Origin of the sequence: Chryseobacterium pennipullorum (genome assembly GCF_003384725.1) — a bacterium.
Classification (GTDB): domain Bacteria; phylum Bacteroidota; class Bacteroidia; order Flavobacteriales; family Weeksellaceae; genus Chryseobacterium; species Chryseobacterium pennipullorum.
In genome coordinates, this window is sequence record NZ_QNVV01000001.1 from 133,838 (window position 1) to 150,429 (window position 16,592).

14 protein-coding genes are annotated in these 16,592 nt (G+C 40.0%); 10 read left to right on the plus strand and 4 right to left on the minus strand.

Translation table 11 applies throughout. The annotated features are described in order from the left end of the window. Positions 1-5: 5 nt before the first annotated feature. Genes DRF67_RS00630 through glgB form a run of 3 tightly spaced genes read right to left on the minus strand, consistent with a single transcriptional unit; the run spans position 6 to position 3,934 of the window. Positions 6-575, minus strand: coding sequence for an FEKKY domain-containing protein (locus DRF67_RS00630; RefSeq protein WP_123912688.1), 570 nt, complete (start codon positions 573-575; stop codon positions 6-8). Position 576: 1 nt separating this feature from the next. After that, positions 577-1,983: a glycogen synthase gene (locus tag DRF67_RS00635; RefSeq protein ID WP_115925909.1), complete on the minus strand. Its 1,407-nt coding sequence runs from the start codon at positions 1,981-1,983 to the stop codon at positions 577-579. A 1-nt stretch (position 1,984) separates the two neighbouring features. Next, the gene (glgB, locus tag DRF67_RS00640; RefSeq protein ID WP_115925910.1) at positions 1,985-3,934 is read right to left on the minus strand and encodes a 1,4-alpha-glucan branching protein GlgB; all 1,950 of its coding nucleotides are present in this window, start codon (positions 3,932-3,934) and stop codon (positions 1,985-1,987) included. Positions 3,935-4,131: 197 nt separating this feature from the next. On the opposite strand from glgB, the gene DRF67_RS00645 reads away from it, so the two are divergent. From DRF67_RS00645 to DRF67_RS21900, 10 genes are all read left to right on the plus strand, one after another. Further along, a complete protein-coding gene (locus tag DRF67_RS00645) occupies positions 4,132-5,253 on the plus strand; it encodes an alpha/beta hydrolase-fold protein (RefSeq protein ID WP_115925911.1) in 1,122 nt (373 codons plus the stop codon). A gap of 4 nt (positions 5,254-5,257) precedes the next feature. After that, positions 5,258-6,673: a leucyl aminopeptidase family protein gene (locus DRF67_RS00650; RefSeq protein WP_115925912.1), complete on the plus strand. Its 1,416-nt coding sequence runs from the start codon at positions 5,258-5,260 to the stop codon at positions 6,671-6,673. A gap of 141 nt (positions 6,674-6,814) precedes the next feature. Then, complete coding sequence (locus DRF67_RS00655; protein WP_115925913.1) at positions 6,815-8,029, plus strand: ATP-grasp domain-containing protein; 1,215 nt, start codon at positions 6,815-6,817, stop codon at positions 8,027-8,029. Positions 8,030-8,061: 32 nt separating this feature from the next. After that, entirely contained in the window at positions 8,062-8,775 is a 714-nt protein-coding gene (locus tag DRF67_RS00660) for an alpha/beta hydrolase-fold protein (protein WP_115925914.1), read from the plus strand. A 74-nt stretch (positions 8,776-8,849) separates the two neighbouring features. Continuing rightward, on the plus strand, positions 8,850-9,803 hold the full coding sequence (locus DRF67_RS00665) for an ATP-grasp domain-containing protein (protein ID WP_115925915.1): 954 nt from the start codon (positions 8,850-8,852) through the stop codon (positions 9,801-9,803). A gap of 29 nt (positions 9,804-9,832) precedes the next feature. Beyond that, positions 9,833-10,951, plus strand: coding sequence for a carboxylate-amine ligase (locus DRF67_RS00670; RefSeq protein WP_115925916.1), 1,119 nt, complete (start codon positions 9,833-9,835; stop codon positions 10,949-10,951). A 32-nt stretch (positions 10,952-10,983) separates the two neighbouring features. Then, positions 10,984-11,817: a type 1 glutamine amidotransferase gene (locus DRF67_RS00675; protein WP_115925917.1), complete on the plus strand. Its 834-nt coding sequence runs from the start codon at positions 10,984-10,986 to the stop codon at positions 11,815-11,817. 195 nt (positions 11,818-12,012) lie between these two features. After that, the gene (locus tag DRF67_RS00680; RefSeq protein ID WP_115925919.1) at positions 12,013-13,197 is read left to right on the plus strand and encodes an ATP-grasp domain-containing protein; all 1,185 of its coding nucleotides are present in this window, start codon (positions 12,013-12,015) and stop codon (positions 13,195-13,197) included. A 42-nt stretch (positions 13,198-13,239) separates the two neighbouring features. After that, positions 13,240-13,548 (plus strand): MepB family protein, encoded by a 309-nt coding sequence (locus DRF67_RS21895; RefSeq protein ID WP_262511392.1) that lies wholly within the window; start codon positions 13,240-13,242, stop codon positions 13,546-13,548. Beyond that, the gene (locus DRF67_RS21900; RefSeq protein WP_262511393.1) at positions 13,508-13,732 is read left to right on the plus strand and encodes a MepB family protein; all 225 of its coding nucleotides are present in this window, start codon (positions 13,508-13,510) and stop codon (positions 13,730-13,732) included. Before DRF67_RS21895 ends, DRF67_RS21900 begins: the two co-directional genes overlap by 41 nt. Positions 13,733-13,853: 121 nt before the next feature. Here DRF67_RS21900 and cphA read toward each other — a convergent pair whose 3' ends face one another. Then, positions 13,854-16,484 carry a cyanophycin synthetase gene (gene cphA / locus DRF67_RS00690; RefSeq protein ID WP_115925920.1) on the minus strand — a complete coding sequence of 877 codons (2,631 nt, stop codon included), beginning with the start codon at positions 16,482-16,484 and terminating at the stop codon, positions 13,854-13,856. Positions 16,485-16,592: the final 108 nt, after the last annotated feature.

Genomic DNA, 16,592 nt, shown 5'->3' on the forward strand with positions numbered 1-16,592 from the left:
CGTTTTTATTTTATTATGTTTACTTTTCTATTTTTAGTGTCTACATGGAGTGTACAACAGCCTGTTTTTCTATAATTCTGATCATAAGCATGTACAAATACTTCATAGAGATCGGAATTGCTGAGCAAACGGACCTCTTTCTCTACCCCGTCAATCTCTATATTACACTTTTTCAGCTGGTCTCTGAAAGGCGTATTGGTAATTAAAACATCCATAATATCTACCTGCTTTACTGCTGCATCCAGAATATCTTCTTCATACCTTATCCGCCAATCTGCGCCATATTTTTTTTCTATCGCCGCAAAGGTCTTTTTATTTCGGCGATCTGTTGTACGCATCAACCTTTCATCCACGATACATCCGGTAATTTCTTTATGCTTTATGTTCCACTTTTCCGAAATCATTTCCATAAGCAACAGCCTGTTGGTATTCGGGTAGCCATAATGCAAAATCGTATTGTACGAGATATCCCGGAGCGCTTTATTTTCCTTTAAATAAATCGTGCCACTCTTATTTTTCGCTTTACAGGAAACACAACTTACCATTACAATCGATAAGATAAGGAGCCTTATCATATCAGTTGGTATATAAAGCTATGTATTTTTCCGCAGATTTCTCCCACGCAAAATCAAAACTCATATTAGCATGGATAAGATCATCCATCACTCCTTTTTGATTATACATTGCCAAAGCTCTGTTCATCGTATGAACAATATCGTCCACTCCCGCATAGGTAAAGTTCAGCCCTGCTCCTCCTGTCGAAATGTCTTCCACCGTATCTCTGAGTCCACCCGTATAACGTACCACGGGAACCGTTCCGTATCTCATGGAATACATCTGATTGAGCCCGCAAGGTTCTACCCTGGAGGGCATCAGCAGGAAATCTGCCGAAGCATAGATCTTATGAGAAAGATGTTCTTTATATCCAAGATCCAATGCAAAATTGGTATACGTGTAATCATACTCTTTCAGCTTATTCTCAATATAAGTATTTCCTGAGCCTAAAATCATAATATTCAGGGCTCCATAACTCTGCTTGATGCTTCTCCAGACAACATCGGGCAGAAGGTCGGCGCCTTTTTCTGTAGCAAACCTTCCGATAAAAGCAAAAAGAGGAAGTTCAGGTTTTAAACCGTACTCTTTACAAAGCTTAGCCTTATTTTTCTTTTTTTGAGCAACCGCATTTTTACGGTTAAAATTAAAATCCAGCATAGGATCCGTTTCAGGGTTCCAGACTTCCGTATCAATACCGTTGATAATTCCATAAGCTTTTCCGAACTCCTGGCGCACGAGGCTTTCCAGTCCTCTGAAACTAATAAAAAGTTCTTCCAGATACCCTTCAGAAACGGTCGTAAACGCATGGGAACATTTAATCATACTGGCCAGCGGATTAATGAAGCCGTTCCAGTCCATCAATCCCCATTTGTAGGCATCAAAAGAAGGCATATATTGTGCCATATTCCAGCTCATCATCCCCTGATATTCCCCGTTATGGATCGTTCCTATTGTTTTTGTCCCTTTCAGAAAACCAAATTCCGGGCAATGTTCCACCATAAAAGGGATCAATCCGGTATGGTAATCGTGGCAGTGGAGAACATCCGGACGGATTTCCATAGCGCACAACCAATGAAGAATCCCCTGCTGAAAGGCCAGAAACTGAAAATTTTCATCCTGATAGCCATAAGGATTATCTCTATCCAGCAGCCCTGGAATTTTTACCATATACAATTCAAAGCCCAGACTATCTGATTTTTCTTTTAAAACCTGAACCTGCAGCATATTAGGTCCCTGATGGATAAACCCATCAAAAATGATATCAAATTCATGATCGTAGACAAAAGATTTATTGTACCATGGCATTACCACCTTGGCATCGATACCTTTTATTTTATTCTGATATTTCGGCAATGCGCCGACAACATCTGCCAGTCCGCCTACTTTGGCTATGGGGTAACATTCTGTACTTAGATGATAAATAACCATTTTATGATCTTTTGTGTTTAATTCTATGTAATTTATATTTTTTATCTTTTTTCTGTCTCAAAACTACTCCTGCCAGGGGAGGCAATTTCAGTGTCATTGTTCTCTGGTATCCCCGCCATTCCTCATCTTTTACCTCTACTATTTCAGGTTCTACTCCACTGCCGCTGTATTTTGCCTCATCAGAATTCAGAACTTCCTCCCAATGTGTTCCATCTCCTATCCCTACTTTGTAATCCAGCACTTTTGGTGCAAGATTCAGGATAACCATCAGTATGTCATCTTTTCTTTTACCCTTTCTCAGGTAGATATATACTGAATTTTCCAGATCATCTGCCTCCACCCATTCAAAACCATGTTTGTCAAACTGATTTTCGTAAAAAGCGGCTTCTGACCTATAGAGGTGGTTGAGTTCTTTTACAAGATCCTGTAATCCCCTGTGCACCGGATATTTCAACAGATGCCAGTCGAGACTTTGTTTAAAATTCCACTCACCGGTCTGTCCAAATTCATCGCCCATAAAAAGCAGCTTAGCTCCGGGATGAGTATACATATAGACATACAGAGCACGCAGATTGGCAAATTTCTGCCATTCGTCGCCTTTCATTTTATAGATTAGGCTTGCTTTTCCATGTACGACTTCGTCATGTGATAAAGGCATCATATAATTTTCATTATACATATACATGGAGGCAAATGTAAGTTTGTGATGATGAAATTTCCTGTTATTGAAATCTTCTTTAAAATAATCCAGCGTATCATGCATCCATCCCATCATCCATTTCATCCCAAAACCGACCCCACCATCATGAACAGGTTTTGTAAGCATCGGAAAATCTGAGCTTTCTTCTGCAATGGTCATTATACTATCCCCAAACTCCCGGTAAACAGCAGTGTTAAACTCCTGAAGAAAGGATTTGGCTTCCAGGTTTACATTTCCTCCATAGATATTAGGTTCCCATTCCCCATCATTTCTCGAATAATCGAGATGAAGCATTGAAGTTACCGCATCTACGCGTAATCCGTCGGCATGATAACGATCCAGCCAGAACATCGCATTGGAAATAAGAAACGATTTCACTTCATTCCTCCCATAATTGAAAATGTGGGACTTCCAGTCAGGATGAAATCCCTTTCTTGGATCTTCATGCTCATACAGATGAGAGCCGTCAAAACGGTACAATCCGTTGGCATCTCCCGGAAAATGTGATGGTACCCAATCCAGGATAACGCCGATCTCATTTTTATGAAGTTCATCAATAAGATACATTAAGTCCTGGGGTGATCCGAACCGTGAGGTAGCAGCATAGAAACCCGTAATCTGATATCCCCAGCTGGGATCATAAGGATATTCCATCACCGGCATCAGTTCCACATGGGTAAACCCCATTTTTTTTACATAAGGGACCAGCTTTGCAGCAATATCACGGTAATTCAAAAAACGCGCAGGATCACTTTCTTCACGTACCCAGGAGCCAAGATGAAGCTCATAAGCGGATATAGGGGCTTTGAGAGTATTTTTTTTCCACCGGTTTTCCATCCATTGATGGTCATTCCATTCATACCATGTGGTGGATACCAGCGAAGCCGCCTGTATATTCTGTTCCCAGCTCAGGGCAAACGGATCGCTTTTTTCAAGGATTTCACCCCTGGGTGTTTCTATAGCATATTTATATAATGTTCCCCAGGTCAGTCCATCAATAAACCCTTCCCAGATCCCCGATCCGTCCCATCTTGGAAACAAAATATGGTCTTTATGATTCCAGTTATTGAAATTTCCCACTACAGACACTTTCTTTGCATTGGGCGCCCACACTGAAAAATAAATCCCTTTCACACCCTCTTTTTCTGCAGAATGCGCTCCAAATTTACCATACAGCTTATAGTGTCTACCTTCTTTAAAAAGATATACATCCTGATCGTTGAAAAGCGTATAGGTTCTAACAGAATTCATCAAGGTCCGTTTATATTTATATTTTCTTTGAAACTACGGAAAAATCTTTACAACAGCGATTAATTATTCATCAAATAATTGTCAAGTCGTTTTCTTCCTCACTTATCTATCAAATATATCACTTTTTAACTCACTTTTTTATGATTTTAAAACAATCTTTTTTATAAATTTAGCGCCAATATTATTATTCACAAAGGATGAGGTTTGAATTACATACAGACGAAAAAGACGACAGAAAGGTCTTTATTACGGGAAATTTCAACAACTGGAACCCCCGCGACGAAAGCTATCAGCTTCAGCAGACAGATCCGTCGGATTACTTTATCGAAATCGACAACCAGAGCCTCCCCAACGAAATTGAATACAAATTTACCAAAGGCGGCTGGGAAAATGTAGAGCTTGACGCCTACGGAAACATTACTCCCAATCGGAAAGTAAAGAAAGCGGCCGGTAAAATATCTGACACCGTAAAAAAATGGAGACTGAACTGGGGTCCGTTTAAAGACGAGTTTTTCCCAATAGCCGAGGTTATTTCCGAAGAATTCTACATCCCGCAGCTGGACCGCTACCGAAAGGTCTGGGCAGTACTTCCATATGATTATCATACTTCGGAAAAACGTTATCCGGTTTTGTATCTTCAGGACGCTCAGAATCTGTTCAATGAAGGAAGCGGTTTTGGAAACTGGGAAATAGACAAAAAGTTGTCTATCCTTGCGGAGTACGGGCGTGGTGATGTCATCGTCATCGCCATTGAGCACGGAAGCGAAGATAGGATCAAAGAATATATTTTCGATAATGACAATATTGCCAACGGATCTGAAGGTAAAAAGTACATCCGCTTTATTGCAGATACCCTGAAGCCTTTTGTGGATGAAAACTATCGGACTTTGAAAGACAGGGATAATACCGGCATCGGAGGAAGCTCTCTGGGGGCACTGATCAGCATATACAGTGGCTTTCTCTATCCTGAGGTCTACTCCAAACTGCTGATATTTTCTCCTTCGCTTTGGGTAGAGCCCAACAACAATTTTCCAATGATGAACTTCCGGGTTCCCTTTAAAACAAAGATCTACCTATACGGCGGCGGTCAGGAAGGATCAAAAATGGTAAAAAGGATTCGCATTTTTGAAGAGTATCTTAAAAGGTGGGAAAAGAAGAATCTTTTTGATTTTGAATTCAAAACAAGCATTAACCCCGACGGAACTCATAATGAATTTTACTGGTCACAGGAATTCCCCAGAGCTATTGAATGGCTCTTCTACGATAATACAGAAAACCCCGTTGAGGTAAAACCTCAGCAAAAAAGCATCAAGAATTAACCTTATGAAACTAATCAACAAAAAAAATAAAAATTATACTCAGATTTTCCATGTATTCACTGAGGAAGAATGGATAAAAACCGGCAAAAATTTCAACAGAAACATTTCCACATTCTTTACCGGAAAAAAACATGAAGTCTTTATCAATGCCCATGAAGAAGGGATTACCTACTTCATTGGCCTCGGTAAATCCGGTGTACAGAATTTTGAAATTCAGCAGGTCGCAGTAAAATTTTCACAGACTCAAAAAGAAAAACTGCAGGCGGTTCCTACTTTGCTTTTGGCAGATTTCATGAATGAAAAACAATTTGAAGAATTTGTGAAAGGCCTGCTGCTCGGAACGTATCAATATCCCTTTGAGAAAAAACATGCATTCTGGAATGCAAAATTTGAACTTCATTTTGAAAATTTAAGCCAGAAAAAACTGGAATACATCAGCCAGAAAGCTGAGGCTTTATGCAGTGGACAGACGGCGTGCCAGGAGTGGCTTAACAAGCCTGCGAATTTTAAGAAACCCGATGCTCTTAGTCTTTATCTTAAAAATATGGCTAAAAAGTACGAGATGAAATATACGGTTTTCAACAGAAAGAAATGTGAAGAACTCGGCCTGGGAGCTTATTTAGCTGTTAATCAAGGAAGCGCTTATGATGCAGCCTTCACGATTCTGGAATACAAAACCTCCGTTAAAAATGCTAAAACCATCGGACTTGTGGGAAAATGTATCCTGTTTGACACCGGTGGTGTATCACTTAAGAATTCTGCCAATCTTCATTATATGAAATCCGATATGGGCGGTGCAACGGCTGTTCTGGGCACATTGATCTATGCTGCCGAAATGAAACTACCGGTGAATATCGTGGCAGTTCTCCCGGTCACCGATAACGCGATATCTGAAAAAGCGTTGCTCCCAAGTGATGTCATTACTGCTTATAATGGCAAAACGATTGAGGTTCTGGATACCGATGCTGAAGGAAGACTGGTCCTGGCAGATAGTCTTGCCTACCTTTCCAAAAATTATAAAACAGACCTGCTCATTGATCTTGCAACGTTAACGGGAAGTTCGGTAAGAATGTTTGGTGATACCTGCGGAGCCCTATTCTCCAATGATGAAGAGCTAAAAAACCTTTTTATAAAAACCGGAGATCAGACGAACCAGAGACTATGGAATCTTCCTTTGTGGGATGTCTGGACCGGGGAGTTGAAATCTGATGTGGCGGATCTAAAAAACATGTCTTTGAAGCCTGTTGGAGATTGTATTATTGCTGCAAAATTTCTGGAGCAGTTTATTGAAAACCATCCCAAATGGGCACATCTGGATATTGCGGGTGTAGCTTTTGGAAATGTGGGCTATGCAAAGGAAAAGGCAGCAACAGGTTTTGGGGTTCAGCTCCTCACGGATTTAATCGAAAATTATCACTAAAAATTAGTTTATTACAAAAAATCTCTGTATACTTGATTAGTAGTTTTTCAAAAACACACCATATTCCAGTTTTTGATATTAATAAATCAATAATGATATGATTTTATTTTTGAAAATTTACTAAAATTAAAAAAACATTATATGGAGGAGAAAATCATTGTATGCATTTCGTGCTATTACAAGGGCTACGATTTCATGGACGAAATGAAGAAGCTCGGTAACAAAATAATCTTAGTAACATCAGAGAGTCTTAAAGAAAAAAACTGGCCATGGCATGCCATTGATGAGGTATTCTATATGCCTGAACTGAAACCTTCCGTATGGAATCTCGAGCATCTCGTACAAGGGTTTTCGCATCTGATGAAAACCCGAAAAGTAGATGCTGTGGTGGCACTTGACGATTATGATGTGGAAAAAGCAGCTTTAATCAGAGAAACATTCCGGATTCCGGGAATGGGACAGACAACACACCGGTACTTCCGGGATAAGCTGGCGATGCGTCAGAAAGCAAAAGACTCGGGAATCAATGTTCCTGAATTTACAGCAGTTTTCAATGACGGGGAGGTTGATGCATTTACAGAAAAAATTCCGGCACCATGGGTTTTGAAACCCCGTTCCGAAGCTTCGTCATCGGGAATTAAGAAAATAACATCAAAAGAACAGCTTCGTAAGGCTTTGGAGGCCCTGGGGGAAGAACGGCATTTGTTTTTATTGGAAAGCTTTAAACCCGGAGACGTTTATCATGTGGACAGCCTTACTTTTAATAGGGAAATCGTATTCACTTCAGCATCCCGGTACCTTGCTCCTCCCATGCAGGTTTCTCATGAAGGGGGAGTATTCCGGTCTAAAACACTGGGAAGATATTCCGAAGAATTTAAAGCCCTGGAGGATATCAATGCTCAGGTGCTCTCCAACTTTGGATTGATGAACGGAGCTACCCATACAGAATTTATCAGGGGTAAAGAAGACGGAAAGTGGTATTTCCTGGAGACGTCTTCAAGGGTAGGCGGTGCCCACATTCCGGATCTTGTAGAAGCCTCAAGCGGCATCAACATCTGGCGGGAATGGGCAAAAATTGAAGATGCTCTTTTGAAAAATAAAAAATACAGTATCTCACCGCCCACAGGATATTATTCCGGATTGATTGTGGCCCTGATTAAAGATAAAGAGCCCGATTACAGCCAGTTCGAATGCGAAGAGGCCGTGAAGTTCCTCCCGATAGAGTATCACATCGGAATTGTTTACAAATCCGGTGATGAAGATATTATACAGGAAAGACTGGACAATGCTGCGGAAAAGATTCATGCAGAAATGCTGAATATTATGCCGCCTAAAAGCAGTAAATTAAACAGCTAATATAACCCGAATAGTAAGTAAAAAAAGTATCCATGCCTCACATAGAACATACAGAATATTATTCAAATATATTGGGAACCACATTGAAAGTGGAAGTAACCGGACATTACGGACATCCAATCATTATGTTCCCTACTTCCCAGGGTCAATATACCCAGAATCATGATTTTCACCTTAATGGAAGTATCAATTGGTTTATTGAACAGGGAAAAGTAAAATTGTATAATATTCAAACCATCGACAGCTGGAGTTTTTATGATGATAAGATCTCACCAAAGCAAAGAATAAGAAACTACGAACGCTACGTACAGTTTCTGATCAAAGAGTTTGTCCCATATATTCAGAAGCTTCACAAGATACACCGTGTAGCAGTTGCGGGAGCAAGTTTTGGGGGGTATCATGCCGCTAATTTTGCATTCAGGTTTCCCGATGTAGTTTCTCATCTTTTTTGTCTCTCCGGAGCTTTCACGATAAGAAATTTTATGGAGGGGTATTCAGATGACCTGGTATATTTCAACTGTCCGAAAGAATTTGTAAGGAATGACGAAGCTTGGAAATATAAGCATATGCATATTGTCCTGAGTACATCTGATCAGGACATTTGCAGGGATAAAAATATTGAAATGGCAGACATTTTAAGAAATAAAGGCATCAGCTTCTGGTATGATGAAAGAAAGTGGATCGGCCATGACTGGCCGCTGTGGAGAATGGTCTTTCCTACCTTTGTAGGAGCTTATTTTTCTTAATTACCATTCGTTGAAGAGGGTAAAAGACACTGATCACAATTATAAAATTGAAAAATACACTAAAAACAACAATTATGACAAAAAAAGTAGGAATTCTATTCGGTATGGAAGATACCTTTCCCTGGGCATTTATAGATAAGGTGAATGAATTGGGTGGCGGGGAAATTGTAGCTGAGCCGGTAACCATTGATAAGCTGGAGCAGGGCGCGGATTATGGATATGCAGTAATCATTGACAGAATTTCGCAGGACGTTCCCTTTTACAGAGCTTATCTGAAAAATGCAGCGCTGAACGGCACTTATGTCATCAACAATCCATTTTGGTGGAGCGCTGACGAGAAGTTTTTCAACAATGCACTGATGAGCAAACTTGGCATTCCACTACCAAAGACAGTACTCCTTCCTTCTCATGAAAGGCCTGACAGTACTTCTGAAACATCATTCAGGAACCTTAAATTTCCTCATGACTGGGAATATATCTTCAATTATGTAGGATTCCCGGCTTATATGAAGCCTCATGATGGCGGCGGATGGAAAAACGTGTACCGCGTAGAAAATCCGGACGACCTGTGGAGCAAACTGGGTGAAACGGAACAGCTCGTGATGATGGTACAGGAAGAGATTATTTTTGATGATTATTACCGGGTGTATTGCCTGGGCAGAAAATACGTTCACATCATGCCTTATGAGCCACGCAATGCTCCTCATCTGAGGTATGCAACAACGCATCAGACAGAAGGTAAAGAGCTTGAAAAACTTTTGAAAACGATTCACGACTATACCATCACAATGAATGAGGCTTTAGGCTATGATTTCAATACAGTGGAATTTGCGGTTAGAGATGGGATTCCTTACGCCATAGATTTCTGCAACCCCGCACCAGATGCAGACCGGAATTCGGTAGGCGAAGAGAATTTTGCATGGATCATTGAACATGCTGCAAAACTGGCTATCGAAAAAGCGAAAGAATATGTTCCTGGAACACCTAATATCACCTGGGGAACCTTCGTGAAGGATTCAATAAAATAAGGTTGAAAAGAATAAAAAAACACAAGAAAATGCATCAGTTTACTATTGGAATCGAAGAAGAATATCAGATCATTGATGTTGAGAGCAGAGATCTTGTTTCTCATGTTTCGAAAATCATTGAAGGTGGTAAAGCGGTTTTAAGTGAAAATTTAAAGCACGAAATGCACGAATCCATGATTGAGATGGAGACGGGAATCTGCCAGAATATTCAGGAAGCAAGAGCAGAGCTTACCAACTTAAGACGGCATCTGATCAATATTGCCCATGAACAGGGACTGCGTGTTTCCGGAGGCGGTACTCACCCATTTTCACATTGGTCGGAAAATAATATCACCCAGGGGGAAAGATATATTAAAATTGTGGACGACATGGGAGATGTCGCCCGTGAAAATCTGATTTTCGGACTTCATGTTCATATCGGAATTCCCAACCGCGAGGAAGGGGTAAGAATTCAGAATGTCATGCGTTACTTTCTGCCCCACGTGTATGCCCTATCCACGAATTCACCATTCTGGATCGGCAGATATACCGGTTTTAAATCGTACCGGCAGGAAATTTTTGTCAAATTCCCAAGAACGGGTATTCCCAGTTATTTCAACTCACTGGGAGAGTTTGACAGCTATGTTGATCTTCTGATTAAAACCGGAACCATTGATAATGCCAAGAAAATTTGGTGGGATCTGCGGGTTCATCCTTTCTACCCCACTATTGAATTCAGGATCTGTGATATGCCGCTGAGGATCGACGAAACGGTCTGCCTTGCTGCTATTATGCAAAGTCTGGTAGCCAAAATCTATAAACTTCATCAGCAAAACCTGAGCTTCAGGAGCTACAGAAGATTATTGCTGAACGAAAATAAATGGCGGGCTTCTAAAAGTGGTATCGAGGCACATCTGATCGACTTTGGAAAAGAAGAATCGGTACCGTATCCTCATTTACTAAAAGAACTTCTTGAATTTATTGATGACGTAGTAGATGATTTAGGATGCCGCCAGGAAGTAGAATACGCATGGAAAATTCTGGAGCACGGAACCGGAGCAGACAGACAACTTGAGATCTTCAGAGAAACCGGTGACCTCACCAGAGTGGTAGATTATATGATCTCAGAAACAGAGTATGGCATAACGCATGGTGAACCCACCTCATAATATTTTGGTACCTTTACAAAAAATATCATGTAATGAAAGATATTCGAATTGCTCTGCTGGACATGAACAATAACCATGTCAATCAAGGCTTTAGAAACATTAAAGAGATTTCCGAAGCATTTCAGCAGAACTCTGAAGAAAATGTAGTCATCAAAACATTTGATGTAAGATATAAAGAAGAAATGCCGGAGATAGGAGATTTTGACATTTTTATTTCTTCAGGGGGACCCGGGACACCGCACCGTGAAGGTTTTGAATGGGAAAACCGTTTTGCCAATTTTCTGGACTCTGTTTTTGAACACAATATATACTCTGAAGATAAAAAATACCTTTTCCTGATCTGCCATTCGTTCCAGCTGGCTAGCATCCACTGGAAACTGGGGAATATCTGTAAGAGAAAATCGTATTCTTTCGGAGTAATGCCTATTCATAAAACAAAAGAGGGGAAAGATGAGTTTTTATTCAAAAATCTTCAGGATCCTTTTTATGCAGTTGATTCCAGGGCCTATCAGTTTATTGAACCGGACCAGGCCCGTTTCGAAGAATTAGGAATGAAAATTATGGCAATTGAGAAATTCCGGCCCCATATTAACCTGGAAAGGGCTGTAATGGCTGTCCGTTTCTCGGAGGAAATATTCGGCACTCAGTTTCACCCTGAAGCCAGCCCTGAAGCATTGATAGAGAATCTGAAAGACGAAAAAAACAAAGAGGCAATGATCGAAAACTTCGGAATGGAAAAATATCTTGAAACCATGGACAGAATAGATGATGAAGATAAAATCATTCTGACCAGAAACCAGATTCTTCCGAGATTCCTTCAATTTGCAAAAAAAAACATTTTGAAGAACGTTGAGTCTTTAGCTTAATAGGCTGGCAGCTGGAAGAGAGAGGTTGGAAGTTATTATAATGCTGCTTAATCTTAAAATTGAATCAAGCATTATTGTACCTGAATGCAAATTCTATGGCAGACTTCGATTTCGGCTTCCAGCTTGAGACTTCTTTACTATAATAATCGGACAGAAATGTTCGATTTTTTTTAAACACCACAAAAGAAAAAAAATATGATCCCAAAATACAGAAAACAGTTTAATGAAGAATTTTCACAGGACAAATACCGGCAACTTAAAGATATTCTAAAACAAAAAGGAGGTGTAGAACCCACCTTCAGAATTTCGGAAAGCCCTATTTTCCTTACCAAAGAATTTGAAGCTAAAATGATCGATGCCAGCGAAAGTATCATCACCCAGATCAAAGGTCTTCCCGCTGACACCCTTCAAAAAGCGATTCCCGATGACTGCAGGGTTCCCGGTGATACGGATCAGCCCCATTTTTTCACCATTGATTTTGGGGTCTGCAAAAGTGAAAAAGGAGAGATTGAGCCTCAGTTGATCGAATTACAAGCCTTCCCTTCGCTATATGCATTTCAGAAAGTTTTTGAAAATACATTCTGCGAAGTATATCCTTTTATTTCGGAAATCAGAAATCCAATGCCCCAAGAGACGTTCAGAAATTACCTGAAGGAACTGATCGTTGGTGACGAAAATCCGGAACATGTCATTCTTCTCGAAATCTTTCCTGAAAAACAGAAAACAGCGATTGATTTTGCCTTAACAGAAAAACTATTGAGCATAAAAACCGTTTGTCTAACCAAAGTAAAGAAGGAAGGTAAAACGCTATATTACGAAAATGATGGAAAGCTGACGGAAATTAAAAGAATCTACAACCGGGTGATCTTTGATGAACTGAATAACATTCCTGATCTTACCACAGAATTTGATTTTCGCGAAGAAGTGGATGTAAAATGGATCACTCACCCTAATTGGTTCTTCAAAATATCAAAATTCCTTCTACCGTTATTACAGCATCAATTTGTTCCAAAAAGCTATTTTCTTCATCAATTTCCACAGGAGGAACGCCTTGAAGATTTTGTATTAAAACCTTTATTTTCATTTGCAGGCAGTGGAGTAAATTTAAACCCGACTCAGGCGATCATTGATGCGATTACAGACAAAGAAAACTACATTTTACAGAGAAAAGTACGCTATGAGCCTATTTTTGAAGATATCAACGGAGAATTCTCAAAAGCAGAAATCCGTTTACTGTATATCTGGCGTGAAAGTGACGAGCGTCCCATTCTACTGGAAAATCTGGGAAGAATGACCAAAGCCGCTATGGTCAATGTAGATTTTAATAAAAAAGATGCCATCTGGATTGGGAGCTCTAATGCTTTCTTTGGAGAATCCTAAAATACCTTCCATCAGCATAATTTCTAAATCCAAGTATACAGAATGATTTTAAAAGCTATTGAAGAGCAGATTTTTTATCCGCTTGCTATGACCTGTTCGGATATTGAGAAAGACCCAGAATCCACAGCATATTCAGGATATAATTTTACATTAACCCATCTGAATGTAAAATTCCGTTTGTCAAAAATAACTCCGACCAAAACCGGACAATTTGTTACATTATGGAAAAGAGATAAGTACGGAGAGACTGTGGCATTTGACTATCGTGATCCTTTTGATTTCTATATTATTGCAGCTTCCAAAGATCAGCATGACGGAATGTTTATTTTCCCCAAAAAAAACTCTTCTTGAAAAAGGGATTCTTTCATACGAAAAAAAGACTGGAAAAAGGGGATTCCGGGTTTACCCCTCCTGGGACACCGCTGAAAACCAGCAAGCTCAAAAGACTCAGAAATGGCAGATTGAATATTTTTTAGAATTTTCGGGTGATAGAGAATTAATGCTTAAGAAGGTTGCTCTTTTACTAGGTTTGTGAAGAATCTGGTAAAAAAGCGCGGAGAATATTTTCTCCTATTTATACTTTTGCCTTAAGGCAAAAACAATAATAAAAAAACGACTGTACTTTAGCACAGTCGTTTTTTTAATCAATTTTATTTTTAAAGATTTTTATCATCTTCCAGCAGTTCTCTGGCCTGATATTCCTGCACCAGATCAATAGCATTGGAAATCACATCACTGAGGGCGGTAATGAAAGTTCCCTCTTCTGCCATTCCCATGGCATGCTTCAGGGCTTCAATTTCTTTAGGGATAATTTCATAGCTTACATCTTTACCAGCCTCATTAATTCCGTCTATAATCAAGCCGTTAATTTCATCTTCCGTTCTTCCGCGAAGATGTTTTTCATTCCGGATAATAATATAGTCGAACATTCTGCCTGCAATTTTCCCACATTCTCTGATATCATGATCCCGTCGGTCTCCGACACCTGAAATAATGCCTATTTTCTTTGTAGATTCTACATTTTTCAAATAATCCTCAATGGCTTCATATCCGGATGGATTATGGGCGAAGTCGATCAGAACCTTAAAGTTTTTGAATTTGAAAACATTTAACCTGCCGGGAGTGAGCTGGGCACTAGGGATAAAAGTTCTCAATGAATTGGAAATATCTTCAATTCCAAATCCATAAAGGTAACTTGCCAAACTGGCTGCCAGCACATTTTCAATCATAAACCTGGCTTTCCCCTCCATGGTAATCGGGAAATCTTTAGCTTTTCCAATCCTGATCTTCCAGTCTCCTTTTTTAATCGTTACAAAACCTTCTTCATAAATGCAGGTAATTTTTCCTTCTTTAGCAAATTTAACGATGTGTGGATTGTTTTCATCCATACTGAAAATGGCAACATTGCTGTCCAGGTCGCCCACAATTTTCATGGAATATTCATTATCTGCATTCAGCACGCTCCAACCGCTTTTCTTTACGCTGTCCAGTACTACCCGCTTTACTTTGGTAAGGTCTTTCAGGCTGTGAATGTCATTCATTCCCAGGTGATCTTCTTCAATATTGGTGAGCACTCCGATATCGCATTGTGAGAATCCTAGTCCGGAACGCAAAATTCCTCCTCTGGCCGTTTCCAGAACAGCAAATTCCACCGTAGGGTCCTTCAGAATAAACTCTGCAGAAAGCGGTCCGGTAGTATCTCCTTTGGAAAGCATGGTATTCTGAATATAAATACCATCTGAAGTAGTAAATCCTACTCTATAGCCATTGCTCTTTACAATATGGGAAATAAGCCGGGTAGTCGTTGTTTTTCCGTTGGTGCCCGTTACTGCAATAATAGGTATGGTAAATGGCTTTCCCTGCGGATAAAGCATATCGACCACCGGTGCGGCAACGTTTCTTGGTAATCCTTCACTTGGGGCAAGATGCATCCTGAAACCAGGGGCAGCGTTTACTTCTATAATCGCTCCACCACTTTCCTTTAAAGGCTGGGTTAAATTTTCGGCCATAATATCAATGCCACAAACGTCCAATCCTATTATTTTGGATATTCTTTCTGCCATTGTAATATTCTCCGGATGTACCATATCGGTAACATCTATTGACGTTCCTCCCGTTGAAAGGTTCGCTGTAGATTTCAGATACACCACCTCTCCTCTTTGGGGAATGGTTTCCAGGGTATACTGAAGTTTTTCAAGCAGCTCCAGAGTATCTTTATCCACTTCAATTTCGGTAAGGACATTTTCATGACCATAACCTCTTCTTGGATCTTTATTTTCTTTTTCAATAAGCTGTTGGAGATTCATTTCACCATCTCCTACGACATGAGCAGGTACCCTTCTGGCTGCGGCCACCATTTTATTATTGATGACCAGCACACGAAAGTCATAACCGGTAATATACTTTTCAACAATTACCTTTTTGGAATATTTCTGTGCGTGTTCGAGACCTGTTTTTGCAGATTCCCAATCATTAACGTTGATAGAAGAGCCCTTACCGTGATTTCCGTCAAGAGGTTTTAATACAATAGGATATTGTATTTTCCTGATCACGCTGTCTAAGCCTTCTTCATCCACTACCAGATCTCCGATAGGAACAGGAATAGCCGCATCATGGAGCATTCTTTTGGTTAATTCTTTATTACAGGCAATATCTACAGCTATAGAGCTTGTTTTTCCTGTAATGGTAGCCTGGAAACGCTGCTGATTCACGCCATACCCTAACTGTACCAAAGAATTTGTTCCCAGTCTTATCCAGGGGATTCTTCTGGATGCAGCTTCTTCTACTATACTTCCTGTAGAAGGTCCTAAGCGGACGCGCTCCCGGATCTCTTTTAATTTTTGAATACATGCATTCAAATCATAATCCTGTCCTTCTATCAATGCTTTGGCAATCGTTACAGCTTCTTCGGCAGCATAAATTCCAGCATTCTCTTCAATATAATTGAATACTACATTATATACCCCCGGAGTTTTGGTCTCCCGGGTCCTTCCAAAGCCAACATCCATGCCCGCGAGGGTTTGAATTTCCAGTGCAATATGCTCAATGACATGTCCCATCCAGGTTCCCGTTTCCACCCTATGGAAAAAACCTCCTTCCACTCCTTCCGAACAGCGATGGGTAATCAATGAAGGTATTAATTTTTCAATCCTCTCCCTGAATCCTTCTATCTTGTTGGTAGGATAATTTTCCATTTCCTCAAGGTCCAACCTCATCTGTATCAGCTTCTTTCGTCTGATGCTCCAGATGTTTGGACCCCGTAGTGCCTGAATCTTTTCGATTTTCATAATCTATTGGCATTTTTAACAGTTAACAATAACTCCATTCTTAGCCAAAGATAATGTAAAACCCAAAACAAAACCATACCATGTTTAAAGATTTATTAAAAAAAAATT

Bases quoted from the DNA above. Each gene is read 5' to 3' on its own strand.
- DRF67_RS00635 (WP_115925909.1), bottom strand. From the start codon at position 1,983: ATGGTTATTTATCATCTAAGTACAGAATGTTACCCCATAGCCAAAGTA.
- DRF67_RS00670 (WP_115925916.1), top strand. From the start codon at position 9,833: ATGCATCAGTTTACTATTGGAATCGAAGAAGAATATCAGATCATTGAT.
- DRF67_RS00665 (WP_115925915.1), top strand. From the start codon at position 8,850: ATGACAAAAAAAGTAGGAATTCTATTCGGTATGGAAGATACCTTTCCC.
- DRF67_RS00675 (WP_115925917.1), top strand. From the start codon at position 10,984: ATGAAAGATATTCGAATTGCTCTGCTGGACATGAACAATAACCATGTC.
- DRF67_RS21900 (WP_262511393.1), top strand. From the start codon at position 13,508: ATGACGGAATGTTTATTTTCCCCAAAAAAAACTCTTCTTGAAAAAGGG.
- DRF67_RS00680 (WP_115925919.1), top strand. From the start codon at position 12,013: ATGATCCCAAAATACAGAAAACAGTTTAATGAAGAATTTTCACAGGAC.
- glgB (WP_115925910.1), bottom strand. From the start codon at position 3,934: ATGAATTCTGTTAGAACCTATACGCTTTTCAACGATCAGGATGTATAT.
- DRF67_RS00630 (WP_123912688.1), bottom strand. From the start codon at position 575: ATGATAAGGCTCCTTATCTTATCGATTGTAATGGTAAGTTGTGTTTCC.
- DRF67_RS00650 (WP_115925912.1), top strand. From the start codon at position 5,258: ATGAAACTAATCAACAAAAAAAATAAAAATTATACTCAGATTTTCCAT.
- DRF67_RS00655 (WP_115925913.1), top strand. From the start codon at position 6,815: ATGGAGGAGAAAATCATTGTATGCATTTCGTGCTATTACAAGGGCTAC.
- cphA (WP_115925920.1), bottom strand. From the start codon at position 16,484: ATGAAAATCGAAAAGATTCAGGCACTACGGGGTCCAAACATCTGGAGC.
- DRF67_RS21895 (WP_262511392.1), top strand. From the start codon at position 13,240: ATGATTTTAAAAGCTATTGAAGAGCAGATTTTTTATCCGCTTGCTATG.
- DRF67_RS00660 (WP_115925914.1), top strand. From the start codon at position 8,062: ATGCCTCACATAGAACATACAGAATATTATTCAAATATATTGGGAACC.
- DRF67_RS00645 (WP_115925911.1), top strand. From the start codon at position 4,132: ATGAGGTTTGAATTACATACAGACGAAAAAGACGACAGAAAGGTCTTT.